The 24980-nt window shown below is 64.0% G+C and carries 15 protein-coding genes; 6 read left to right on the top strand and 9 right to left on the bottom strand.

What is annotated here, in order from left to right:
* Window positions 1-127 precede the first annotated feature (127 nt).
* From ABD837_RS15945 to ABD837_RS15925, 5 genes are all read right to left on the bottom strand, one after another.
* Complete coding sequence (locus ABD837_RS15945; protein WP_345056452.1) at window positions 128-1816, bottom strand: DUF3987 domain-containing protein; 1689 nt, start codon at window positions 1814-1816, stop codon at window positions 128-130.
* A complete protein-coding gene (locus ABD837_RS15940; protein ID WP_345056450.1) occupies window positions 1803-2237 on the bottom strand; it encodes a BT4734/BF3469 family protein in 435 nt (144 codons plus the stop codon). Before ABD837_RS15940 ends, ABD837_RS15945 begins: the two co-directional genes overlap by 14 nt.
* 487 nt (window positions 2238-2724) lie before the next feature.
* Window positions 2725-3033, bottom strand: a complete 309-nt coding sequence (locus ABD837_RS15935; protein ID WP_345056448.1) for a helix-turn-helix domain-containing protein — start codon at window positions 3031-3033, stop codon at window positions 2725-2727.
* 122 nt (window positions 3034-3155) lie between these two features.
* Window positions 3156-3773 carry a hypothetical protein gene (locus ABD837_RS15930; RefSeq protein WP_345056446.1) on the bottom strand — a complete coding sequence of 206 codons (618 nt, stop codon included), beginning with the start codon at window positions 3771-3773 and terminating at the stop codon, window positions 3156-3158.
* A 180-nt stretch (window positions 3774-3953) separates the two neighbouring features.
* Window positions 3954-5048: a tyrosine-type recombinase/integrase gene (locus ABD837_RS15925; protein ID WP_345056444.1), complete on the bottom strand. Its 1095-nt coding sequence runs from the start codon at window positions 5046-5048 to the stop codon at window positions 3954-3956.
* Between the two features lie 620 nt (window positions 5049-5668).
* Between ABD837_RS15925 and ABD837_RS15920 the strand changes: the two genes are divergently transcribed.
* Genes ABD837_RS15920 through ABD837_RS15900 form a run of 5 tightly spaced genes read left to right on the top strand, consistent with a single transcriptional unit; the run spans window position 5669 to window position 13505 of the window.
* Window positions 5669-6298 (top strand): hypothetical protein, encoded by a 630-nt coding sequence (locus ABD837_RS15920; protein ID WP_345056442.1) that lies wholly within the window; start codon window positions 5669-5671, stop codon window positions 6296-6298.
* Complete coding sequence (locus tag ABD837_RS15915; protein WP_345056440.1) at window positions 6299-7447, top strand: AAA family ATPase; 1149 nt, start codon at window positions 6299-6301, stop codon at window positions 7445-7447.
* Window positions 7444-8166: a hypothetical protein gene (locus tag ABD837_RS15910; RefSeq protein WP_345056438.1), complete on the top strand. Its 723-nt coding sequence runs from the start codon at window positions 7444-7446 to the stop codon at window positions 8164-8166. The genes ABD837_RS15915 and ABD837_RS15910 overlap by 4 nt, the downstream gene beginning before the upstream one ends.
* Window positions 8163-10604 carry a hypothetical protein gene (locus tag ABD837_RS15905; RefSeq protein WP_345056436.1) on the top strand — a complete coding sequence of 814 codons (2442 nt, stop codon included), beginning with the start codon at window positions 8163-8165 and terminating at the stop codon, window positions 10602-10604. The genes ABD837_RS15910 and ABD837_RS15905 overlap by 4 nt, the downstream gene beginning before the upstream one ends.
* Window positions 10605-10607: 3 nt before the next feature.
* A complete protein-coding gene (locus tag ABD837_RS15900; protein WP_345056434.1) occupies window positions 10608-13505 on the top strand; it encodes a hypothetical protein in 2898 nt (965 codons plus the stop codon).
* A 46-nt stretch (window positions 13506-13551) separates the two neighbouring features.
* On the opposite strand, the gene ABD837_RS15895 is transcribed toward ABD837_RS15900, so the two are convergent.
* The 4 genes from ABD837_RS15895 to uvrA all read right to left on the bottom strand — a co-directional run bounded on the left by ABD837_RS15895 (window position 13552) and on the right by uvrA (window position 23890).
* A complete protein-coding gene (locus ABD837_RS15895; RefSeq protein WP_345056432.1) occupies window positions 13552-19623 on the bottom strand; it encodes a carboxypeptidase-like regulatory domain-containing protein in 6072 nt (2023 codons plus the stop codon).
* A 195-nt stretch (window positions 19624-19818) separates the two neighbouring features.
* On the bottom strand, window positions 19819-20466 hold the full coding sequence (locus ABD837_RS15890; RefSeq protein ID WP_345056430.1) for a methyltransferase domain-containing protein: 648 nt from the start codon (window positions 20464-20466) through the stop codon (window positions 19819-19821).
* Between the two features lie 55 nt (window positions 20467-20521).
* A complete protein-coding gene (locus tag ABD837_RS15885) occupies window positions 20522-21256 on the bottom strand; it encodes a beta propeller repeat protein (RefSeq protein ID WP_345056428.1) in 735 nt (244 codons plus the stop codon).
* A gap of 81 nt (window positions 21257-21337) precedes the next feature.
* Complete coding sequence (uvrA, locus tag ABD837_RS15880; RefSeq protein ID WP_345056425.1) at window positions 21338-23890, bottom strand: excinuclease ABC subunit UvrA; 2553 nt, start codon at window positions 23888-23890, stop codon at window positions 21338-21340.
* Window positions 23891-24613: 723 nt separating this feature from the next.
* On the opposite strand from uvrA, the gene ABD837_RS15875 reads away from it, so the two are divergent.
* On the top strand, window positions 24614-24949 hold the full coding sequence (locus ABD837_RS15875; protein ID WP_345056423.1) for a hypothetical protein: 336 nt from the start codon (window positions 24614-24616) through the stop codon (window positions 24947-24949).
* The last annotated feature ends 31 nt before the right edge of the window (window positions 24950-24980 follow it).

Here is a 24980-nt window from a genome sequence, read left to right as displayed (position 1 = left end):
ATCGGAGCGTACAACTGACGCGCGTTTCACCAGGTAGATTAGTCTCGGAGGCAATTACTTAAGGCACCCCCCTTGCTCATCTGTCAACGAGATGTTTGTAGCGCGTAGCACTTTTGCTACAGCTACACTATTCGCGGTTCCACCGGGCTACGGTGGTGTGGTGAACGCCGGTTTGCTCGGCAATCGCGCGCGAACTCAGTCCTTGAGCACCCAAAGCCCGAGCCTTAGCCTCCTTCTCGGCCTTCGCCTCGAACTTGCCGCTGCGGCTGGCCGGCTGGGCGAGAGTGGCCAGTACGGCTAGCGCATGGGCCCGGCCGGTGTCCATGATTGCCAGGGCCGTGCCCACGTCCACTGAGCCGGCTTCCAAGCCGCTGGTCAGCGCTTCACCCCGCTCGAAGTGTCGGAGCAAGGTCAGTAATCCGGCGATGCGCCAAGCAATCAGTCCCAGCCGAAAAGCGGAACTGCCCCCGGCCCCACCACCTAAGGCAAGTGCTTCGTTTAGGCCGGCGGCGCCGGCCTGATTGAGGCGCTGCCAGTCGGCGGGTGAGAGCGTTATCTCGACGGGGTAAGCGCTGTTTTCCTCGGCGGCTGGCAGGGCGGCCATCATGTCCGTCACTTCGCTGGCCAACCGGTCAAAGTACGGGTCAAGGGGCGGCCCGGCGTCCGGCCCTACGTCTTGCCAAGTGGGGGATTGCTCAAAAACGTAGAACAGGAACCGGCTCAACAGGCCATCTTCCGCCGTCGGCATCAGGCGCGGTAACTGGCCGGGCGTTCCCGTCAATGCGATGCTGAGGGCGGGGCTGGCAAGGTCCACGTGTTGGCGGTCGGTTTTACGCAGCAGCGATACGGGTTCGTGTTGGAACGCTTTGCGGAGCACGTCGCTGAAGTTGCCAAAGTCAGCCCCGAGCGCTCCGCTGAGCGTATCGGCTTCCGTTTCGCAGATGATGCCGCGTCCGTCGTTTTCGGCCAAGGCGGTGAGCAGGGCCGCCGCCGTGGTGTTACCGGGCAGGAACAGCATTTTGTACGGCGGCGGAGTGGCAGGGGGCGGAGAGAGGCTGGCTTTGGCTTTACCCGCGTTTTTGTAGGCCAGCACTTCCTCTTCGTAGTCCTGGCGAGCGGCGCGGCTGGCCTCCGTCAGTGCTTTGTGCTGGGGCCAAGCCAGCCGCCGGGCCCAGGCCAGGGTACTCTTACCGCTGGCGGCTGGGGCGATGATGAAAACAAACAAATTCAAGCCAAACCGGCGCTTGTTGTAGGTGCCGCCCACGGCAGGGAAGCAGCCGGAGAGCACTGCCAACGTCCCCAACAACATGATGGCTTTTTCGTGTCCTTCGAAGGGAAGGCAGGCCCGGCGCAGGAAGTCGGGCAAGGCCTGGTACACCTCGGGCGGGAACGTGAGCGGCAGCCGTACGGACTCGGGCAGTGGAGACTCAGCGGGCCGAGAAGTGTTAAAAACGTTTGAATCGCGGGGTGCGAACGGTTTGCAACCGTGCGCACCCCGTTCGCGGGTGTAAATGCCGCATACGGTCCGTTGAATCTCCCGCGGCGGAAAGTCAGCGGCAGCGTACTGGTCGAGCGCGTACGCTTCGAGGTCGGCTAAGGGCACGCCTTTTTCGTTGCAGAAAAAGGCCAACGCGGCCAGCCGCTGGTTCCGTCCTTGGCCTGGTGCTGGGAAGGCGCCGTGGTGGGCTTCGTGTTGAGCAAGGCACCACGCCAAGGCTTCCCCTGGGGCGTTGGTCGGCGTTTGGGGGTACGTAGTGCCGGGCAGACGGGTGGATTCTGGCGCTCCGTTCAGCTCTTTTAGGTTAAGCGGTTTCATGTGGGCTAACAGAAGAAGTGAGGAGGGAAGAGGAAGCGGCAAAGGCGGGAGCCAACCATGCATTGGGGTCGTGGCTGATGAAGCAGGCGCGGGAAAGGTCCGTCGTGTTTTTGTCCAGGGTCGGCCCCCAGCCGTAGCGCCGGGTCAGATACTGGTCCAGGCGGCGGTAGTTCTCTCGGCGGTCGTGGTTCGGGTCGGCCATCACCACGACCTTCAAGCCGTCCCCCGATGGGCTCACAAAGAGCAGCGCCAGCGACTCAACGAGGTGGGTATCGGCCAGCAGTTCGGCGCGGGCGTCGGCTACCCGGCCACTCATCCCGTCAAAGTCGAGCACCAACAACCCCGAAGCCGTCACCAGAGCCGCGTCTTTGCGGCGGGTAAAAGTGCCGCCGACCGAGAAGTTATCCAGTCGAAGCTTCAATTGTTGATACCGAGGGCTTTTCCCGTTGGCTTCGTACTCGGCTCGGGCCGCTCGGGCCCTTTCGCGCAGCGATGGGAGCGGGGCCGTGATAACGCGGTGTAATTCCGGCAGCGTGATTGCTGCCCGGGGTATCGTATTAGTGATAGGCCCCTCAAAATAGCTGAATGTGCACTGTAACAGCAGTGCATTCGGCGTCGCCGCTACTGGGTGGGGGAATTCTACTGTGTCTTTGACTTCAGGGGGCCGTCCGCTTGCACTGGTACTAGGCGGGAAATAACGTTGTGGCGACGCCCCTGTGAGGGGCGGCAGGCGCAGCCGTTGCCCGTCAACGCTGGGTGCCAGCCATCCAGCGGCTACTACCTCGGCGACGTCGGGGCCGTTTGGATACAGCTCTGCCAGGGCCGTCGCAAGGGCAGACGGCGTTGGAGACGAACAGCCCGTCAGCGCTAAGGCACACTCCAAGTCTGTATGGCCAAACACCCATTGCTTAACCACGACGGCCTCCCTTTCCTGTTTTGCTCGTGCGTTGGTGGCCCTGCAGCGCGGAGAGGACGTCTGCGCGTTTAATATAGCTGCGACTGGCTATTTTGTTATATTTCAATAGCCCGCGCCGCTTCCACTCGTGAACGGTCTGCACGGTTACATCCAATAGCGCTGCCGCTTCACGGATGGTCAGCAATTCGTCCCTTGGGCTGGCTAATGGTTCGGCGATGACCGAGGAATGGTCTAGCTCATGGCGGATAACCGCGCGTAGGTCACTCAGGAATTGGGTGTATTCTACACCTACCGGAATCATGGATTGCATTTTGCCTTACGCCACCGGATTAGGTATGCAGGAAGCGTGGGCCAAAGAGCGACAAGGAGCCTTGCATAACCTTACATGTGTAAGGTTATGTGGTATTGTGCAAGAAAATGCAGCTATTTTTTGAGGAGTACGATTGCCTGCTCGTAGTAGCGAGTAGCTATTCCCGTGTCGCAGCGTTGAATTGTATGAAAGCTAGCGCTGATGCTAAACTGCTTCATAAACGCTCTGGTAAGCGCGGCCTTTTTTCCTACAATTTTAGGAGGATTAGAATCTGCTAGCGCGTGTATGGCACCGGACCACGCTGCCGTCTCTGCTGATGGATTAGCCTTGTTGTCTGCTCCAATCAGGCAACGCTCTTTAAGGAAGAGCACAAGCTCCTCCATTGTATAACCAAGTAGATGATCTGCAAAATCTTCTTTTGCTACCTCTGCTACTTGAGAAAGCTGCGTGGATTCTGTGATTGCGCTACTACCGGGATTGATTCGCTTGACAGAGTTTGTGCGCTTATAACCCATTCTCACTCTGTAAAGCTTACTGAGGGCTATGGCAATGATATGGTCGCGATGCACGTCATATGTAGCATTGCCAAGGCCACCAAAGTGCTGAAAAATTTGCTTGGATGGATAAATAACCGTTTGGGTGGCTAGTTCAATGCTTTGGTTTAGGCGTTTTCTGCAAAATGCTACAAACTCCTTTGGGGTATCTAATTCTTGCCGGATGTCGAGTTCCACTTGAGCTCGTGAGTAAACATCTTGAACCTGTTGATGGATAGGACACGCATCACATAGTGTTTCTGCTCGGAGTTCCTGCTTTTCAGAGCACTTATTACACGGGATTATCACTTGCTCACCCACACAGGAAGTGTTAGCGGGAAAAAAATAGTGCAACGGAGGCAACGGGTCCATATCGAGCTAGTGGGGTGAATCGGGCATCTCGTGAAACTTGGCAAATTCTTCGGCCACACGCTGAGGTGTGAGGTTCACGTAACGCTGAAACGATTTGTAGGACGTGTGCCCAGTTAACTTCATCACAAACTCAGCACTCATGCCTTTGCCCAAATTTAGGGTTACGAACGTACGGCGGGCTGTGTGAACTGTCAGCTTTTCGTATTTCAGGCAAGTTGTAATGTCGGCTACTCCGCCCCGGTAGCGGATAACTTCAATGGGCGAATCTATGCCGGCCAGTTTCCCCAGTTCCTTTAGAAAGCGGTTTAGCACAGGGTTTGTAATCGGTTGGCTTTTGATGCTAGCAAGGTCGCCGGCCAGCAGCCGGTTCACAATGTCGAGAGCGCGGGCACTCAAGGGTACGTTCACTACAGCGCGGGTTTTTTGGGCAGTCAGGCGTAGGTGCGCGGGCAACTTATCGGTAGCAGGTCGTAAGTGCTGGGGCCGGATGCTCACCAAGTCAGAATACCGTAGGCCCGTGTAACAGGCCAGCAGAAACCACGCTCGGGCTTTGTCAAGGCGGGAGCCAAGGCCCAGTTGTAGTGCTTCGAGGGCAGCCAGCTCGGCCACGCTCAAGGCAATTACGTCCGGTTCCCGCCGCGCCCAGCTCACTCGGTCAAGAGCAGTGCTTTCGGTATAGCCCCGCTTGCCCGCCCACTTCATGAACGCTTTGAGCCGCCCTAGATGCTTGTTAATGGTGTTATCAGTCAAGCTGGCTACGTTCAGAAGATAGGCTGCCCAGCGGTCGCCTACTGTGGGCGTGAGAGTGTCAAAATCTACGGCGTAGCCGTTCAGGTCGGCAAACTCTCGTAGGTGCCGCCCGGCGGTGGCGTGGGCTTGCGCGGTGCGCACGGTGCCAGCTTCGCGTGTGTAGCTTACCCACTCCTCATAGCGTTGCCAGAACAGTCCGCCGGGGGCAGGCAGAGGTTCCGCCTCGGCGACCGGAGCTTCGGTTTCGGCCAATGCCCGTAGCTCGGCAGCCGTAGGCGCGGTGCCGGCGGCGGCGTGAGTGTCGCAGCAGGTAGTGAGGCGTTCGGCTAGTATGTCTAACCAGTCATTCATCTTACCATTGCGTGGGTAGCCCCGTGTTAGCGCGCGGCGCTCAGTTGCGTCCCATTGCCGGGGGTGAATAGAACGGTTCGCGTACACCTTCACCCTTCGCCCGTCGAAGCTCAGGAAAGTGAAGATGGGGGTTGGCTTATCCGCGCCGGGCGCGTTTAGCAGATAGGAGACTTGAGATGGTTTTGCCATAGTGAAACGGGTTCGCAGTTGCCGTTTCAAAAGTAATTCATATGTCCTATCGTAGGACACAACGTAGGACAAAAAAGCCGATTCATACCGTATTTGTCCTTACTTATATCGACAAAGCATATTGCAATAAGCCGCTTTAAGGCCCTATAAGGCTATTTTTAATCAATATAAGGTCGGTGTGCAAATGTTGGTTGCATTCCAGTCCCCGCTACCTAAAAAAGGCCGTTTGCAATCTGCAAACGGCCTTTTTGTTTCCCCATTAGGCTTGCGTTGGCCACCGCATGGGGCGACCACCGGCATAAACCTAATAAGCTGGCAAAAACCAAGTACGGGGCTTGTTCCAGGCAAGCAGCCGGTACAGTAGCTTTGCAAAGAGATATTTTCTGTGGTTGAATCGTCGGTAAGCGGGCCGCGGTTATTTGCTTCTGCCCATGCTGCTGACCGGCTTCCTCCACCACTTGCTCACGACCGGGAACGTTACCCTGGCTGCCCGCCCGGCCCCCTTCGAGCCCGCCGACCTGCACGCCGCCGAAACGTTGCTGCGCGACTACTACGCCGACGATAGGCGCGAGCTGCCCGGCGTAGCCCCTGACTTCGATGCGGTGGCAGCAGCTTGGGCGGCGGCCTACCTCTACCACACGGTGCAGCTGGCCTTGGTGCGCGAACTCGACGAAAACGTGGTGGAGGCCCAGCTGCGCGACTTTGCCGGTCAAATCACACCGGCCGCCATCTATTCAGTCGACCTCACGTTGCGCTACCTGCCCGATTTGCTGCGGCTGGCCAAGGGCCTGGCCCCCGGCGATGCGCTGGTGGCGTGCCTGCGCACCACGGCCGGGCAGTGGCCCTTTTCGTTCGTGGGCGCGGAGGGCGGCACCGCGGAAGCAGAGGCGCGAATTCTGGCGCATCCGGCGCTACGGCAGGAATACATCGACCGGATAATCCGGACCCAGGACCGGGCCCGGGCCGACCAGCCTCACATTGCTCCGCTGGTGCACGCCGCCCTGGGGCACTACGCCACTACCTTGTGGCCCGATTTCGCGGCCTTCACGCTCCCAGTTTAAATGGAAAATCTATTGACCGAAGAATGGCTGCTCGTGGAGCAGCTCAACCGGGTTGCCGCGCACCTCAAGGCCACTTTTGTGGGCAAAGATGACATAATTGATTTGATGTGCCTGTGTTTGGTGGGGCGCGAAAACCTGTTTCTGCTGGGGCCGCCTGGCACGGCCAAAAGTGCCCTGGTGCGTGCCCTGGCCCAGCGCCTGCAGGGCAACACCTTCGAGTACCTGCTCACGCGCTTCACCGAGCCCAACGAGCTGTTCGGGCCCTTCGACATCCGGCGGCTGCGTGAGGGCGACCTCGTGACCAATACCGACGGCATGCTGCCCGAAGCCCACCTCGTGTTTCTGGATGAGCTGCTGAACGCCAACAGCGCCATCCTCAACAGCTTGCTGATGGTGCTGAACGAGCGGATGTTTCGGCGGGGGCGCGAAACCCGCGCGCTGCCCGCCCTGCTGATGGTGGGCGCCAGCAACCACCTGCCCGAAGACGACGCCCTGCAAGCCCTGTTCGACCGTTTCCTGGTGCGCGTGCACTGCGACTACGTGGCCCCCGATGCCCTGGCCGACGTGCTGGAAGCCGGCTGGACGCTGGAGCGCCCCGGTGCAGCCGACGCGCCTAATATCACGGCGGAGGCGGTGCTGCGCCTGCAGGCCGCCCTGCCGCTGGTGGACCTGCGCCCCGTGCGCCCGCTCTACACCGACCTCATTCGCAAGCTGCGGCTGGCTGGCCTGGCCGTGTCGGACCGCCGCGCCGTGAAGCTGCAGCGCCTGCTGGCCGCCAGCGCGCTGCTCTGCCGACGCACCACGGTCATTGCTTCCGACATGTGGGTGCTGCGCTACATCTGGGACACCGACGAGCAGCGCGAAGTAGTGGGCAGCATCGTCGATGCCGTGGTGCACGCCGACGCGGAGCCGGCCCAGCACCCCCGCGCGGCCGGCCACGATACCCCCGATGCGGAGGCCCTGTTGCGCGAAATCGAAACGTTGGCCAGCCAGTGGGAACTGCCCGAAACCTCGCCCGCCGAGCGTACCACCATCAAGGACCAGCTGCGCTACCTGCACGGCCGCGCCCAGTGGCTGGCCAACGATGAGCAGCGCGCCTACGTGCAGCAGCCGCTGGATGCGCTGTGGCAGAAAGTGCTGCAGGTATGATGACGGAGCGCGTACTCGTGCTGGCTACGGCCGACCGGGAAGCCCTGGGCCGGGTGCGCCAGCTGCCGGGCCTGCAAGTGGCCGAGGCGGCGGGGCAGCTGTGGCTGCGCGGCCTGCCCGCCACCGGCGAGCTGCCGCTGCCCGTGCGGGGCTTGCCTGCCCTAGCCGTCTATGCGCTCGATGCCGACGGCCGGCTGTTTCCGGCGGGGCAGCGCACGCCCACTGGTCGACTGCCGGTTGGGTTGGCTTGGCAGCCCATTCGGGCATTTGTGCCGCTGGAGCTGCCCACGGCGGCCCTGCCCGCCCAGGGCGCGCCTGCCTACCGCGTGCAGCTGCGTGCTTCGGTGCGGGCCGAGGCTGGCGTGGGCCTGCTTACCACCCTGGCGGCCTGGCACGCCTACGCCGAAACGGCTCCAGAAATTCGCCTGCGCGCCCTGCGTTTCGCCGTGGCGGCCGATGGGCGGGTGCTGCTGCTGGGCACGCCGCTGCCGCCCCTACCGGGCCAGGAGCTGTGGCTGCACGCGGGCCTTCTGCTGCCCGCCGGCTTCGATTTTGAAGCGCCTCTGCTGGCTCCGCTGCTGCGCGAAAAGCTGCAGACTGCGGCCGACGACGTGCTGCTTTTTGCCGCTGATGGCAGCTGGGAATGCGTGCCCGCTTCGGCAGTTTTGCCCGTTACGCGCAGTGCGGTGCGGCTCACAATGGAAGGGTTTGGGGCATGAGCAATTACATCGATGGGAGCACCGAAAGGCCGCCGCTCTGGTATTTCATAATCCCTTACCGCTATTTATGGCGTTTTGCCGAAGAGGGAGCAGTGGCGGAGTGGACCAACGGGCCGACCATCTGCTACCGGGAAGAGCTACAGGCGGCGCTGGAAGTTTTGGCTCCGGCTGGCTTACCGCCTTTAACCACCGTGCTGCTCCTGCTGGCAGCCTGCCGGGACGACTGGAACGATTCGGGCAACTTAGGCACCTTACATGGCTTTGCCCGTACGGCGCCGGTGGCCGCCGGGGCAACTGCCGATGATAAGTTGGCTGGCTATCTGCTCCGGGCAAGCAGCTTTCTGAACATCGTGGCGGGCTTGCCTCAGCCGCTGCGCACCGGGCCGGCAAAGTGGCATTTGTTTCGGCAGTTGGGCCAGCACATGCAACTGAAAGTGCTGGCCGACCATGCCTCCAGGGTGATAAGCGAATGGACCAGCGGCCGGCTTGATACGCAGCTGGACATAAAGACTTCTGCAAACACCCGGGTTCATCTGGTCGATGACTTGGCGTCTTTTGGCCAGCTCCGCAACCGCTTCCCCTCCACCGAAGCCTTGGCCCTGCACCTGCGCACCGGCCTCAACCAGCTGCCCGAGCCGCTGGTGCTGCCTGAAGCTGCCCTGGTCGCCCCGGCCCTGCCCGCTGCACCGCTCGACCTGCTCGACCAGCTGGCCCACGACCCGCGTACGGCCGGCCTGGCCCGCCTTACTCAGCAGCTGGTGGCGGCGCTGCGCATTCCGCTGCACGCCCGGGGGGCCAGCGACCAGCCCATTGGCGGCGTGGCCGACATAGCCAACCGCGGCAACTTCGACCGGCTCCTGCTGAGCGAGCTGGCCCACGACGACCTCTCGCTCATGGCGCGCCTCGTGAACAACGAGGCCCTGTACCTGCGCCGCGAAGCCCCGCCGCAGCCCGACGTGAAGCCCCGCGCCGTGCTGCTCGATACCACCCTGCGCATGTGGGGCGTGCCGCGCGTGTTTGCGCTGGCCGCCGCGCTGGCCTGGGCCCGCAACTCGCGCCAGGGCCGCCCACCGGTGCCGGTGGCGGCGTTTGCCCTCGGCGGCCAGCAGGCCACGCCGCTCGATTTAGAAACCTTCGATGGCGTGGTGGCCGCCTTGGGCCAGCTCGACCCGGCCCCGCACGCTGGCCCGGCGCTGCTGGATATTGGCCACCGGCAGCCCGCCGCCACCGACAGCCTGCTCATCACCGAAGCGGGGCTGCTGCACCAGCCGGAGTTTGCCCGGGCGCTGGCCGAGGCTGGCCCGGCGTTGCGCTTCCTCCTTACCGTGGACCGCAGCGGCGAATTGCAGCTGTATGAGTACCAGAATGGCCACCGCACGCTGGCCAGCACCGCCCGCTACGATTTGGCCGAGCTGCTTTTTGCGGCTGCGCCGCGCCGGCCGCTGTTCCGGTCGCCTGCCTCGGATGGCCTGGCTTTCTGGCAGCACGTGCCGGCCCCGCTTTACCTGCCGGTAACGGGCCTGCGGATGTCCATCAAAAACACGTTTTATGCGCCCGAGCTTGGGGTACTGGCCATTAATGACAAGCAGCGGGTGTTGTTCTGGCCCGATAAAAGCTTCGGGGCGCGCGAGCTGCTGCCCATGATTGAACCAGGCAGCTACTGCTTTGGCAGCGACGACCGGCAGGAGCTGTACGTGTTGGTGAGTGGCCCGGAGCTGCTGCGAGTGTACGCCTTGCGGGCTGATGGCGACCCGGCGATGGTGGATTTGTCGCCGGAGCTGAAGCTGGGCGAAGCCCCGACCCGCGTCGTGTTCCACGACCAGTGCTACCACGTGCAGCAACCCGATGGCATACTGGTGTTCGACTGCGCAAAGTGGCGCAAAGCCGACGGGTTGAAATCCTTGATGCCAACTGGTACGCCTACCGGTTTCCGCCCCAACTTTGGCCACTTGAAGCGCCACGTGAACAACGGCTACAACGTGTTGCAGCGGGTGAACCGGCTGGAATTGAACGGGCTGGACGAGCTCGTGATTGAGGGCCACGAGCTGCGAGTCATTGGTCATTCGGCGGCGCTGGGCCCCGGCCTGCGTCTGATGAGCATTGCCCGGGGCCAGGACGTCGTGTACCGGCGACGGGCCGAATACGGCGGCGCGGTAGCCCTCACACCCAACGAGCTGCTGCTGTTTCGGCACTTCACGTGGCCCGACGGCAGCCTGGCCATTGTGGACCCGCGCGGCCTGCTGCACCTGCGCAGCGCCGACGCCACGGTGCCGGAAATGGCCGTACTGCTCATTCTGGGCCAGCCCACGGCTGCCTGGGCGGCCGATGGCACCGTGTGCGGCCCGGCCTATTTCACCGGCCCCAACCCGCCGCGGCTGCTGTCGTCGGCCGCCTTCAACAAGCAGTATCTTCAACGCTTCATCGCCCACCTCGGCTAACCCATGCTTCTCACGCTTCGCTACCACGAAACGGCTCTGCGCCCGGCCTGCGCGGCTTTCCTGCGCGGGGCCGACCCGGCCGTGTGGCTGCGCGAGCTGAGCCGCTGGAACCTGCCCGCCGCGCAGCTGGCCTGCTACCTGGTGCCCGAGTCCATTCGCTCGGTGCGGGTGGCCGGGCTGTTTGTGGTGGCCGCCGGTCCGCTGCCCGCCGATGTGCTGGAGCCCTACGGGGCCGAAGCCGACGGCCGCCTCTACGTGCCGGCGGGCGCCAGCCTGTGGCCCGCCACTGCGCCCGGCGAGCTGGCCGCGACTCTGTTGTGGCCCCGGCAGCTGCTGCATCCCGGCATTGGCCTGGTAGGCTTCGATACCGCCGATGAGTTCGATTTGGCTACCCTGCTCAAATGCCCCGCACCGCGCGCCACCGACTGGGCCCAGGCCCGGCCGGGCCTCGCACTGCGGCCGCGCTTGGAGCAGGTGCGGGTGTTGCAACCCACCGTGGCTGAGGTAGTGCAGGATATGCAGGAAAACGTGGGCACAGTACCGCTGGCTCAGCTGCCGGGCCTGGCCGAAGACCGGCCGGGACCGGTGGGAGCGGCGCTTGACAACCTACGCCGCTGGCTCCTGCGAATGGGATTAGGTGTGTGGAGAATGCGCCCCCGCCCCCTGCGTATCGACTGGGGCTTTTTTGGTAAGGTGTTGGGCGGGGCCGCGTTGGTGCTGGGAGCGTTAGCCTTGATAGGCTTCCTGTTTAGTGTGCTGGGCTCGCATTCTGTATCGGGCCTGATAATGCTTGTGCTGCTGTTGGGGCGGCTTTTCGTTCGCATACATGGAGAAAGCAGCACCTCGCCGACTTCTCGCCGACAAGCCGCTCCAACTGCCCCGGCTCAGCCCGGGTTCGGGCAGCGCGTGGAACAGTGGCTCAACGGTCGCATTCACAACTTGGAGCAGAAGCGGCAGAACGAGATTGAGCGCCTGCTGAAGCTGTTCGGCGAAAACCTGGAGGAGGCACTGAAGTACGCCATTCCGCTGGGCGGCCCCTACCAGGACCGGGGCGCCGCGCCGCAATCGGCCCGGCTGGGGCAGCGCAGCACCGATTTCAACCTCGGCAGCCTGGGCGGTGGCGGCCGCGTCGACGCCTGGAACCTCGATGCCTACCGCCACAACCTGGGCCTGCAGTACCGCGCCGCCGCCACCCAGGAAATCGGGGCCGGCCGCTTCAAAAAAGCTGCCTATATCTACGCGCATCTGCTGGGCGACTACCCGGCCGCTGCCAATACCCTCAACCAGGGCGGCTTCTGCCGCGAAGCCGCCGCGCTCTACAAAGACCACCTCCACAACCTGCCCGCCGCCGCCAACTGCCTGGAAAACGGCGGCCTGCTGCTTGAAGCCGCCGAAATTTATACCGAGCTCAAGGAGCACGAAAAAGCCGGCGACCTGCACCAGCGCCTCGACCAGCCCGCGCTGGCGGCCCGCCACTACGAGCGCGGCGTAACCCTGCTGCTTGGCAACGACGACCACCCCGCCGCCGCCCGCCTGCTGGCCCACAAGCTCGCCGATGCCGGCCGGGCGCAGGAAGTGCTGCTGCAGGGATGGGCTGGCCCCAAGCAGCCCGAAGTGTGCCTAAACCAATATTTCGATGTGCTGGCCGCCGCCCCGGAAGCCGACCTGAGCGCCCACGTACGGGCCGTTTTTGCCGAGCACACGCCCCACGAGCGGCGCGTACCGCTGCTGCACGTGCTGGCCGCCGTGAACGAAAAGCACCCGGCCCCGGCGCTGCTCAGCGCCTCGCGCGACATTGCCTACGACGTGGTGAGCACCGAAGCCACCGCCGGCAACCTCACCCACCTGAGCTTGCTGCGCCACTTCCTGCCCGACGACCGCCTGATTGCCGCCGACTGCAGCCGCTTTGCCACTGCCCGGCCCGCCGCCCGCAGCGGAGCCGGGCCAACCGGGTCAGTGCTGGCCCCGCAGCTCGATGCCACCATTACCTGGCTAAAGGCCACGAGCTACCGGCAGCAGTGGGTGGCTGTCGGCAGGCGGCAGGGACGGCTGCACCTGGCCCGCGGCAACTGGTACGGCTACGTCGAATACTACTCGTGGCTGGCCGAGGTGCCCAGCAATTTTAGCCTGGTGCTGGTGGCCGACGAAACGCACGCCCCCCGCATACTGCTGCTGCCCTCGGAACCCGTGCTGCTCGAAGCCAAGGTGCTCCCCAAAAACAAGCATTTCGCCGAATCCCTCACGGTGAGCTGCGCACCCGGCCATCCGGCCTGGCCGGCGCGGGTGGCCCTGCTGCCGGACGGGGTCACCGCCACGGCCCGCCTGGCTGGCACGGCTCTGGTGGTGGAGCGGTATGCAGCCAACGGCCAGCCATTGCCCCCCATTACCCACGAGCTCAGCCCCGATGAGTTGCCGATGCTGGCCGAGCGGAAGTGGCCCAACGAAATGCTCTATCGCAACGGCACCTACTACAGCTTCGGCAGCAACGGCCTGCTGTGGTGGTCAGAGCAGGAAGTGCTCGGCTGGCATCCGGTGCCCTCCGCACCTGGTTACCAACTGATTGCTTCCCCATACTCGGCCGAGCTACGGCTGGCACTCGCCACCGATGACAGCCTGCTGTGCTGGAGCCCCCGGCAACTGCGCGCCGGGGCCGATATTCCAATTTTGCCCATGTCCTGCCCGGCGGAAATGGACTGCCGTTTTGTAGGGGCCGAGCACCTGGTGGCGGTTGGCATATCGTGGGCCGCCCTCTACCACCTCAGCGGCGAGGGGGCGAAAGCGTTGCGCCTTGTCGAAGCCGACGCTGATTTCGTAGCCGTGCTCACCACGGCCAGCCGCCAACACTTTGCCCTGCTGGAAAGTAACGGCTGCGTTACGCTGCACGCGCTACACGACGAATAGGCCTGGGCGCTGAAAACCCGCAGGTCTGCTTTACTCCCACACTTTCTCACCGAACCACGGCCTGCTTGCTGGCCGAACGGCCAAACTTGGTAGGGAAATACACCAGCTCGGCCTTGGCCGGATTGATGGTGTAAACGCCCCGGAAGCGGGGCTGAAGCGCGATGCGAAACTCGTGGTGACCGATGGGCAGCTGGTCGAGGAAGATGCCGGTTTGGTGGCGCAGGTACTCGCGGTGGGTTTCGAGGTAGTTGGGCGTGGCCGGGTCGCCGTAGGAGCACCCGGCCGGGATGGGCACTTCGAGCAGCACGTAGCGGGCTTCGGCCTTCACGTCTACCGTTACCACCAGCTCCACAGGCTGGCCGGCGCGCAGCACCACCCGGGTACCGGCCTGGCCAGCCAAAGCCGTGCGCACCGTGAACGCGCCGGCCACCGGAGCAGGCGTGGGGTTCCAGCGCGTTTGGTAGGCGGTGGCGTACACGGGCAGCAGCCCTTCCTTGTGCAATAGAATGGAGCCGGCAGCAGCGGGCAACTTGGCGGTGAAGGGAAACTCGCTGACCGTCTGGCTCAGGCCGCCGCTGAGCCTGGCGCGGGCAAAGGTGGCCGGCCGGCCATCGGCAAACAGGTCAGGGCCGATGGTTTCGAGGATTTGAGCGGCCTCGAAGGTGCTGGTCCAGTGGCCGCCGTCGCGCAGGTTGAGCAGGCCCATGCGCAGGCGCGCCAGCTCGGCTTCGTGGCCCGGCGCGGCACGCAGCACCCGATAGGCCAGCAATGTCGAGCCCACCCGGCCCCGCAGCAGGTAGCCATAGTAGGTGGAGGCGTGCAGCGTATCGCCATAAAACACGCCGCCGAGCTGGGTGCGCAGGCGGTAGCGGCGCAGCGTATCGAGCTGGTAGGGCAGGCCCAGCTGCTGGCGCAAAGCGGTGAGGGCCAGGTAGCGGTCGAGGGGTTGGCGGCCGGCCTGGAGGCGGTCGAAGCGGGCGAGGTAGGTGCGGTAGTCGGCCGGCGCGCCCAGCTTGTGCAGCAGGCTGAGCAGGCGAATAAGGTCGTCGGCTGATTGGTAATAGCTGCTGTAGTAAGCCGGGTGCTGGCGGTGCAGGGCCGCTATGGTGGCGGCCTCGCTCAACTGGGCATCGAGCTCGCGCAGCAGGTAGGCCTGCAAGGGAGCGCGGTCCAGCTTAAGGGTGTAGCCAGCTTTTTCGGCTTCGAGCAGGGCTTCGAGCACATGCGATGTGGCCCAGGGGCTCACCGGTGAACTGGGCCAGGTACCCCACAGGCCCTCGGGCTTGTGGCGACCCGCGAGCAGCTTGCGGATAAGAAAATTCACCGCCCGGTCGCCCCGGAAGGGTTGGGCCTGCACGACGCGAATCCGCCGTTCCAGCAGCAGCGCTTTCAGCTTGGATGCGGCTTGCTCGTTGCAGAGGTAAGCGTAGCGCTGCAGGTGCTCGATTTCAGACAGGAGCAGTGGCAGGGCGTCGCTTTCCAGGCGCACGGTGGCCTCGCCCAAGGTGGGGTCGATGGACAGCTGCACGGTGGTATCGGCGGCGGCCAGGGTAGCGAAGGTGCCCACGGTTTCGCGGGTGCCCGCCGGCAGCACAGCCAGGGTGCGCTGCTCGCCGTCCTGGTAGCCGTTGGGCTGGGCCAGGGCGAAGCTCAGCGTCACCGAATCGGGCACGGCGGGCGTGGGAGCGATGAAGGTGAGCGTATCGACGGCCAAGGGACTCACGAGGTGGTTTTGGGTGCTCAGCACCAGGCCACCGGCCCGGAAGGTGGTGGCCACCTGGGCCGTGTCGAAGCCGTAATTCAGGCTTTTGCCCAAGAGTTGGGTGCGGTCGCCGGCTACCAGGAAGCGGGGCGTGGCCAGCTCGGCCCGCAGCTGCTTGAAGGACTTCATGCGGCCGGTGGCCTTGCCCAGGCGGCCGTGGTTGTCGGAAGCCAGCACGAAGCTGTCCCAGCTGGTCACGTCGTCGGGCAGCACCACGTCGGTACGGGCCTGCCCGCGGGCGTCGGTGAGGAGCAGGGGCCGCCACCAGGCGTAGTCGCGGAAATGGCGGCGCATGGCCAGGCGCGGGTCCTGGCCGGGACCGTCGGCGGTGGCTGCTTTCTTGCTCTTGATAATAAGCACCCCGTTGGCGGCAGCCGAGCCGTAGAGGCCAGTGGCCTGGGTACCTTTTAGCGTGTTTATGCTAGCAATTGTGGCCGGGTCGAGGTCGGCGAGCTGGCCGTTGAAGGGAAGCCCGTCGAGAATAATCAGGGCCTCCCTATTGCCCGTGAGGGAGCGGGAACCCCGAAGCGTAACCCGGGCTCCTGAAATAGACGATAATGTCTGAATTTGCAATCCTGCCGCTTTGCCCTGGAGAGAATTAACGGTAATGGACGAAACGGCGCCGCTCACGCTATTGCGCGTAACCGAAGTGAAGCCAGTTACCACCACCTCACTCAACTGCTTGGCGTCAGCGGCCATCTTCACCGTGAGCTCGCCCAGCCAGCCCAGCGCAATTTCCCGAGTCACGTAGCCCACGCTGCTGATGGCGAGCGTGCTATACCCATCGGGTGGCACTTGCAGCACGAAGCTGCCGTCGGCGTTGGTCGATACGCCCAGTGTGCTGCCTTTTAGCAACACCGTCACACCGGGCATGCCTTCCTCGGTGCTTTGGTCGATTACCTGGCCGCGCACGGTGCGCCAGCCGGGCTGCGGACTGGTCGGAGTTTCGACCCGGATAACGCGGCGCTGCTCCATGTTCTCCACTGGCGTGCCGAGCCTGGGGCGCAGCCGCCACAGCAGCTGGTTGAGTCGGTGGCCCGGCGGCCCGGCGGCCACGCGGTCGGCCCGCTCCAGCTGGTAGTAGGTCTGGCCGTTGGGCTGGATGATGACCTCCTCGGCCGGGGCCAGGCAGGAGCTGTCGGCCAGCAGCACGGCCACGCGGTAGCGGCCAGCTGGCAGGGCGTGCAGCGGCATGGTACCGTAGTAGCGCACAAACCGCAGGAATTTGGGCTGGTCGGCGCGGGTGATGCGCACGTAGCGCGGGGCCGGTAATTCGGTTTCGGTGGCCGAAGTGGGGCGGGCAGGGAAGCGCAGCTCCAGCCGACCCTGCCCGGCGGGCGTGGCATAAGGAGCCTCAAACACGGTGTTGAGGTATTCGGGAATGGTGGGAGCCACCCACTGCGGCTGGCGGCGGAAATCGGCTTCGGTGTAGGCAAAGCCCTTCAGCGGCAGCCAGCCCATACCCGCCGTGCCGGCCAACGTGCCGAGCAGGTTGGCATCGAAACACTGCATTTTGAGCAGCTGCGGCCCGAACGAATACTTATACCCGGGGTCAAACAGAAACTTGCGCCGCAGCCCCCACGGGTCGCGCAGCAGCACCGAATCGGGCCGAAAAGGCCCCGCCAACCGGCCCGAATACGTCCGGCTGCCGAGTGGGCGTAGCAGCCGGCCCTGCCGCAGAGTAGCCGAAACCAAGCCCGCATCATCTATCACTACCAATGTACGCTGCAGCCCCAGCCGTTCATCAGCAGTGAGCAGCGGGGTGGCTTTTTGCACGCTCAGCTCCAGGCAAGGATGGTTCACGTCGATGCTGAGCGTGAGTTTGTGCAGGGGCCGCAGGTACACGCCGTCGAGGCGCACGAGGCGCGTGGCCGTGCGCACGCTGATGTTGTGCAGGCCGCTGTCGGCCACCACGGTGTAAGGGTCGTTGCTATTAACATCATGGATGTAGCCGGGCTGCCCGTCGACGTACACCGCCACCGGCGGCTGCACCCGGCCCGAGTCGACCAGAAACACCGCTACCTGCGTGATACCGCCCGGCGCGGGCTGGTACTCGTGAAAAAAACCGTCGTCGGGGTACAGAAAGCGGTAAAACGTGAGCGAGTCGAGCCCCAGCACGGCGCGCCAGTGGGGCCAGTCCAACAGTCGGCGGGTGGGCTGGTGGCTGAAATCGTTGGCCAGCCCAAAGCGTCGCAGCGAGCGCCGGCCCACCACCGCCCGGGCCGGGCGCAGCACTGGCAGCGCGGGGGCATCGGCCTGCTCGAACTTGCTGGTATAGGCGTAGCTGGTGAGGTCGGCGTTGGGCACGGGGCGGCCGCGTTCGTCCGTCACGGCAAAGCCCAAACTGATTTTTTGGCCCGGGTAAGCCACGGCGGGCTGTTGGGTTTCGATGCGCAACTGCGGCGCGGGCAGGGCCACGGTGTACTCGGCGGTGCGCAGCTCGCCGCCCCACCAGTAGTGCAGCGAAGCGTACCACGGCTCGGAGCCAACACCGGGCACCGCCAGGCGCAAGCTGGGGCCGTAGCCGCGGTAGCGCAGGTGGTTGCCCTGGTACACGTAGTACCAGAACGCGAGTCGGCGCGGGTTGTCCACGGCCATTACCAGCGAGTCGGCGGGCCGGTCGGAGAGCAAACTCAGCCCGGCGTTGTCGGCAGTGAAATCGAGATGCGCTTCGCGGCCCTGCGCGTCGCGCAGCTCATAAAAGTCGGCCTGCGCATTCACGGGCACCGCGCACGGCAGCTGCACCGGGCCCCGAAACAGCCAGTCGCTGCCCACCTTGCGGTCGGCCGAAATGTTGAGCGAGGCCGCGTGCGGCTGCGACTGCCCCAGGTGCTGGTAGGCGAGGTACACCGAGTCGCCGCGCAGCTCCAGTTTCAGGGTGCCGGGGTCGTGGCGCAGGGGCACCACGGTGCTTTCGGTGCGGCGCTCGTTGTCGGAGGTAAGCAGCGTGGCCAGTACGCGGTAGCTGAAATCGACGTCGGGCAGGGCGGTGGCGGGCACGTCGAGGCGGGTTTCGCCCAGCGCGTCGAGGGGCTGGCGGTGGGTCCAGAGCGTATCGGGAATGAACACCTGGCGGCGGGGCAGCAGGCCGGGCGCGCCGGCCGGCGTCAAACTCAGCTGCACGCGGGCGTCGAGCAGGTTGAGCTCGTTGGCGTCGGTGCCGCGCACGTACACGGCTTGGGGCTGTCCCACGTGCTGGGTTTTTTCAGCTACGCGCAGGGTGTATTGGCTGTTTTTCAGCTCGTAGTCTTCGAGCTTGAACTGGCCGCTGGCTCGTACCTGGCCTTGGCGGTCCTTCAACCGGAAGCCGACGTAGGTACTGGCCCGCAGGCCCAGCGTATCGGTCAGGGGCAGGGTGAAGAGGTAGCTGCCGGGCTGGCTGGCATGCAGCAGGGCCACGCGTTTGCCCTCGGGGTGCGCGTAGTCGCCGCCCAGCCACAGGGTGAGGGGCTTGCGGTAGGGCCGGCCGTTTTTGCGGGCGAGCACGCGGGCCTTCAGGCGCAGGGTGTCGCCGGTGGGGCGGTAGCGGGGCTGGCTGGTCGCCACGTAGCTGGCCCAACGGCCGCGCTGGTCGTCGTCATCGGAGCCGTTGCCGCGGTCGGGATGGCGACGTTCCTGGCGCTCCTCGCGCACATCCTCGTTGAACACCGAGCGCAGGAGCCCCACCAGGCCCGTTGATACTTCGGATGCGTAGCGCAGGTCGTTTACCAGCTGCCGCGTGGGCCGCGTGAGGTAGCCTAGCGGGAAACCGTACACCACCCGGCCGTAAGCCCGCCGCAGCCAATGGCCCGAAGGCCGGGCAGAATTCTGCTGGCCGTAGCGCTGCTTTCCGTACGGAAACGTCTGGTTGAGGGGGTGGAAAGTGGTGCGGCCGGCGTGCGTCACGGCTAGCAAGCCGGGCCGGCCGCCGCCCGCCTGCCGGTAGCTCTGGGTTGCGGGGTCGAAGGGTAGGGGGCGCCCGGCCAGCGCGACCTGCGCAGCGGGTAGCGGACGGCCCAGCGAGTCGCGCACCACCAGCGTCAGGTCGACTTGGTTGTCGATGATGGCCACTTCGCGGTCGGTTTCGGCGCGCAACTCATACACCAGCTGCGAGCCTTCGGCGTGGGCTTCGAGGTAGTAGCCCAGCGGCAGCGGCCGGCGCACCGGTTTGACGGTGGCAAAAGAGTCGACTACCAGCGTGAAGAATTCGGCCCGCGCCGCAGCCAGGCCGTGCTCGTACAGCTGGCGGGTCTGGACTTCGTTTATCCGGAAGACTTTGGTGAGGTAGCTCTGCTGGCGGGCATCGGCCACGCGCCGTTGGGCGTGGGCGGGCAGGAGCAGCAACAGTAGCAGGGCGAGGAGTAGAGTTGGGCGCATCGGCGGTTGGGGTTTGCTTCCCGATGCCTGCAAAGGACAGAATGCACATCCCACTATTCAGCCACGGCCCGGGGCGGCCCTTTTTTGAAAATCGCGGATGCCGGCTCTGCTGCCTCGCAGCTTACGCAAATGCACGGGTTGCTAGCCTCTAAAGGGGCAACACCCGACTTCCGTTTCGACGAGGTTCAGCTGAGCTCACGTGGCGGTTTGGGGTGGGGCTGCGGCCCGGGCCACCACGGCAAACAGCGGGTCGGAACGGCCGGGAGTGGGGCTGCGGTCGAGCAGCTCGATGGCTTGCCAGCCGGCGGCTAGCAAGTACTGGCGCACCAAGGCCAGGTGGCCGCGGTCGTCGAGGGCATGCCAGGCGGCCACGGCCTTGCTCGGGAAGCAGCGGTTGGAGAAGGTGATAACCAGCGGCGCGCCGGGCCGCAGCACGCGGGCCAGCTCGCGGAGCACGGCCACCGGTTGCGTGAGATAGTCGATGGACACGCAAATGGCGGCCCCATCGAATTCCTGGTCGGCGAAGGGCAGGGCGGGCTGCTGGTTGAGGTCCTGCACCGCGAAGGCGCCTAGGCGCGGGTTGGCTGTGAGCTCGGCGTGGTTCATGCCCAGGCCCACCACCCGGTGGTAGGCTATTTCGGGCGGCAGGTGGCTCACCCAACTGCTCATCAAATCCAGCAGGGTGCTGTCGGGCGCGAAGTACTCGCGGTAGAGCTGTGTGACGGCTGCAATGGCCGCCTCGTCGATGTGCGTAACGAAGCGCGGGTGGTAGTAGAAGTCAGCGTCGGCGGTTTCGTCCTGGCGGCGAAACAGGTTAGCGGGTAAGGCAGTGTTGGGGTCCATGAGCTTCTACTACGCACGCCGGCCCCTGATAGTGGGAGCGGCTGCTCAATCGCATTTACGGCCGGGGCCGGCGCGAAACGTAGACTACCGCCGGGCGGCTGACTGTCGCGTTGCTAGCTTGGCCGGTGGTTAAATCAAAGCGGACGCCCGAGGCGGCTACGTACAGCCGTTGCTTCCCATCGAGGTACAAGCCTTTGAGGTAATGGCCGGCGGGCAGGCGCATTTTGGTTTGGCCAGCACCGTCCGTCCGCAGCAGGTCAGAGGCCAGCACCAGGCGGCTGGTGGAGTTGGCGATGGGCTGAGTGTTTTCCTGGGTGCGGTACGTGATGCCAGCGGCTTCTACCCGGCCAAAGGGCTGGCTGAGGTTGCTATACTTCTCGTAACCGCCGGGCACGGTAAAAGTGTACACCCACGTTTTGCCGAGGTCAGTCGTGCAATAGTTAGCGTAGGTCGCCATTATTTCGCCTGGGGTATCGATGCGGTAGCTACTCAGGGCAAAAAGAGTATCGTTGCGCGACACAAGGCCATAGGTGGGGCCGTAGAAATTTTTTAATTCCTGCCAGGTTTTGCCTTGGTCGGAAGTGGCGAAAATATGTGCTCTGGTTGAAACCAGCAAGGTTTTGTCAATATCACCCCAAATCGAGTAAGCTTCATCGCTCGAAGAAATAGTTTTGATTTCCAGCTTTATCCAGTCCGGGTCTTCAATCTCGCGGGGCGTTACATCGGGGTCTTTTTTCTGGCAGGCCACCGCGAGTAGCCCGGCGGCGAGAAGTAGGAAAGGGCGTTTCATAGAAGTGAGCCTTGGGGTAAACTGATTGGAAAGGGGAAACACTGCCGGGTGGTCCAGCAGCTGTCGGCAAGATAGCGGCAATCACCGAAGAACACCGGTCGACTGCGGCTGTAAAAACTGCTGCAGATACGGCGCCGTGCGGCTTGCTTTCACCTGGGCCACTTCGCGCGGCGGACCGGCGGCGACCACTTCCCCGCCGTCTTCGCCCGCGCCGGGGCCGATGTCAATCACCCAATCGGAGCCGGCCACCACGCGCATGTCGTGCTCCACTACGATGACGGTATTACCCGCCTCAACAAGGCCTTCGAGTTGCGTCATCAGCTTCTCGATGTCGGAAGGGTGCAGGCCGGTGGTGGGCTCGTCGAGCACGTAGAGCGTGTTGCCGCGGCCGATGCGCTGGAGCTCGGTGGCGAGCTTGATGCGCTGGGCCTCGCCGCCCGAAAGCTCGGTGGCGGGCTGGCCGAGGCGCAGGTAGCCCAGGCCCACCTCACGCAGCACCGTGAGGGCGCGGAAGATGGCCGGCTCGTCGGCGAAGAACTCCCAAGCGTCGTCCACGGTCAGGCCCAGCACTTCGGCGATGTTGCGGTCTTGGTACTGCACTTCGAGGGTTTTGGCGTTGTAGCGCGCGCCGTGGCACACTGGGCAGGGCGCGTACACGCTGGGCAGAAACAGTAATTCCACCATCACGAAGCCCTCGCCCGAGCAGTTTTCGCAGCGGCCCTTGGCTACGTTGAAGGAGAAGCGGCCGGCGTCGTAGCGGCGCTTTTTAGCCTCGGGCGTAGCGGCGAATAACTTGCGCACGTGGTCGAACAGGCCGGTGTAAGTGGCCATGTTGGAGCGCGGCGTGCGGCCAATGGGCTTCTGGTCGACGCGCACCAGGCGCTTGATTTTGTCCAGCCCGGCCGTAATCTGGCCGCCGAGCGTGGCCGGCGCGGGCGGGGTCAGCGGGTCGGTTTCCTCTTCTTCGGGCGCGATTTCCTGGCCCAGGCTTTCGGCCACCAGCTCCACCAGCACCTGACTCACGAGGCTGGATTTGCCCGAGCCCGACACGCCCGTAACCGTCGTGAACACGCCCAGCGGAAACGCCACATCAAGGTTTTCGAGGTTGTTGCGCGTCACACCGGCCAGCTTCAGCCAGCCGGAGGGCGTGCGGGGCGGCGTGTCAGGAAGGGCAGCGGTGTCAAATAGAAACTGTCGCGTCTGAGACTCCTGCACGGCTTTCAAGCCCTCAGGCGGGCCGCTGTAGAGGATTTCGCCGCCCTTCTCGCCGGCAGCCGGGCCCACATCCACCAGCCAGTCGGCCTGGCGGATGACGTTCAAATCGTGCTCTACCACGAACAGCGAGTTGCCCGCGCTTTTCAGTCCTGCCAATGCCTTTAGCAGCGCCTCGGTGTCGGCGGGGTGCAGGCCGGCGCTGGGCTCGTCAAGTATATACACCACGCCGAACAGGTTGGAGTAGAGCTGGGTAGCCAGCCGCAGGCGCTGCAACTCGCCGGGCGACAGCGTAGGCGTGCCGCGCTCCAGGGATAAATAGCCCAGCCCCAAATCGAGCAGCACCGAGAGGCGGGCCGCCAAATCTTCAGCAATGCGCCGGGCCACGATGGCCTGCTCGGGGTGGTCCTTGTCGTGCTTCTGTTTCCCCGCTTTGCCCTCGGCAAAAGGCTGCAGCAGTGTCGCCAGCCGCTTCAGGGGCAGGCGCGACATTTCGGCGATATCGAGGCCGGCAAACTTCACCGACAGCGACTCCCGGCGCAGGCGCTTGCCCTGGCAGGTAGGGCAGTCGGAGCCCAGCATATACTGCGCCACGCGCTTCTTCATCAGCGCGCTTTGGGTGGTGGCGAAGGTGTGCAGCACGTACTTTTTCACCCCCGTGAAAGTGCCCATGTAGTTCGGCTGCTCGCGGCGCTTGATGGCCCGCTGGGTTTGTTCGGGCGAGTAGCCGGGGTATACCGGCAGCACCGGCTGCTCCTCGGTGAAGAGTATCCAGTCGCGGTCCTTTTGGGGCAGGTCCTGCCAGGACGTGTCCACGTCGTAGCCCATGCTCACCAGAATGTCGCGCTGGTTCTGGCCCCCCCAGGCCTGGGGCCAGGCCGCAATGGCCCGCTCGCGGATGGTGAGCGTTGGGTCGGGCACCATGCTGGCTTCGGTGACTTCGTACACGCGGCCCAGGCCGTGGCAGGTGGGGCAGGCGCCCTCGGGCGTGTTGGGCGAAAACGCTTCGGCGTAGATGATGCCCTGCCCGGCCGGGTAGTCGCCGGCCCGCGAGTACAGCATCCGCAGCAGGTTGGAAAGCGTCGTGACCGAGCCCACCGACGAGCGGGTGCTGGGCGCGCCGCGCTGCTGCTGCAGGGCCACGGCCGGCGGCAGCCCGTCGATGCTCGTCACCTCGGGCACGGCCATCTGGTGGAACAGCCGCCGCGCGTAGGGCGACACCGATTCGAGGTAGCGGCGCTGGGCCTCGGCGTAGAGCGTGCCAAACGCCAGGCTCGACTTGCCCGAGCCCGACACGCCGGTGAACACCACCAGCGCATCGCGCGGAATGTCAACGTCGACGTTTTTGAGGTTGTGCTCGCGGGCTCCGCGCACGCGCACAAAGCCGGAAAAGTTGGTGGGGGAGAGGGAATCTTTGGACATAGACAGCAGCGAAAAGACAGTCGAAAGCTGCATACGCAGGCGGCGGGCCGGCATCCGAAAAATAGCGGGCTGGGTGTTGGCGGTTCGAGGCTTTACTTTGGGAAAGCCTTGAATCTCCGCCCAATGAAGTCTGCCCGTCTTTTGGTTGTTGCGCTGTTGCTGTTGACCGTCGTAGCATTAGCAGGTTGCGCGTCATACAATAACACGTTTCGCGCCTCAGGCTATGTGCTCGATGTGGTCGGTCGCAAGCCGGTGCCCAGGGTAGAAGTAGTGGGAAGGTCATCTCTAGCTAATAAGTGGTTTTACACACAGTCGTCTCAAACCGATTCAAGTGGACATTTCGTGTTGCGAATGCCGGTTAGTCGTCGCGGAATAACCGGGTCAATAAAGGCTCAAACTATATTTTATGAGGGCCATTCTGTTATTCCAGCGAATACGACACAACAAATTAATATTCTTCTCAAACGCAATAGCTACCGGTTCAAGCCATATGGCTGCCAGCAGTTGGCCGACTCAGCGCGCATCGCCCCCTATGCGACGGGGCCAATTCAAGGCTTGCCGGGCTCCCAGTTCGCCTTTTTGATTCGGGATAGCACCGTCCATCAGCCACAGAAGTTGCGGACAGTTACTTTCAGGGCGGGTCCAAGCGGATTCTCACAGGAGCCCTTTAGACTCCGCATTTACTCGTACAATGAGCAGCCAGCAGTGTTTTCAGGAGCAGATTTGTTGCTGGAAAACATATACGTATTCCCACAGTATGACTCATTCTCCTACGATGTAAGCGCCTACAACATTGTGGTGCCGGCCAAGGGCTTCTACCTCGGAGTAGAATACCTTGTGGGCTGCGACCACTGCTGGGGCACTTCCCTAATACCAAATTACACCCCTACCGGCCCCATCCTGCGCCCGCCCTGCGCTCGGGCCGACATCCGCACCTGGGAGTATGTCATCGGCAAAGGCTGGCACCGGGCCACGGCGGTCGAAAACTGCTGGCCGCTGTACGAAAGCGCGCTGAGCGTGGAAGTAGAACCCGCCCCTAGCCAGCCCACAAAACACTAAGCCGCGGCAGCCCCACTGAGGAGCAGCTTGC

The sequence above is a fragment of the Hymenobacter glaciei genome (assembly GCF_039539585.1).
Classification (GTDB): Bacteria; Bacteroidota; Bacteroidia; order Cytophagales; family Hymenobacteraceae; genus Hymenobacter; species Hymenobacter glaciei.
This window is presented reverse-complemented; position numbering and strand designations above follow the sequence as displayed.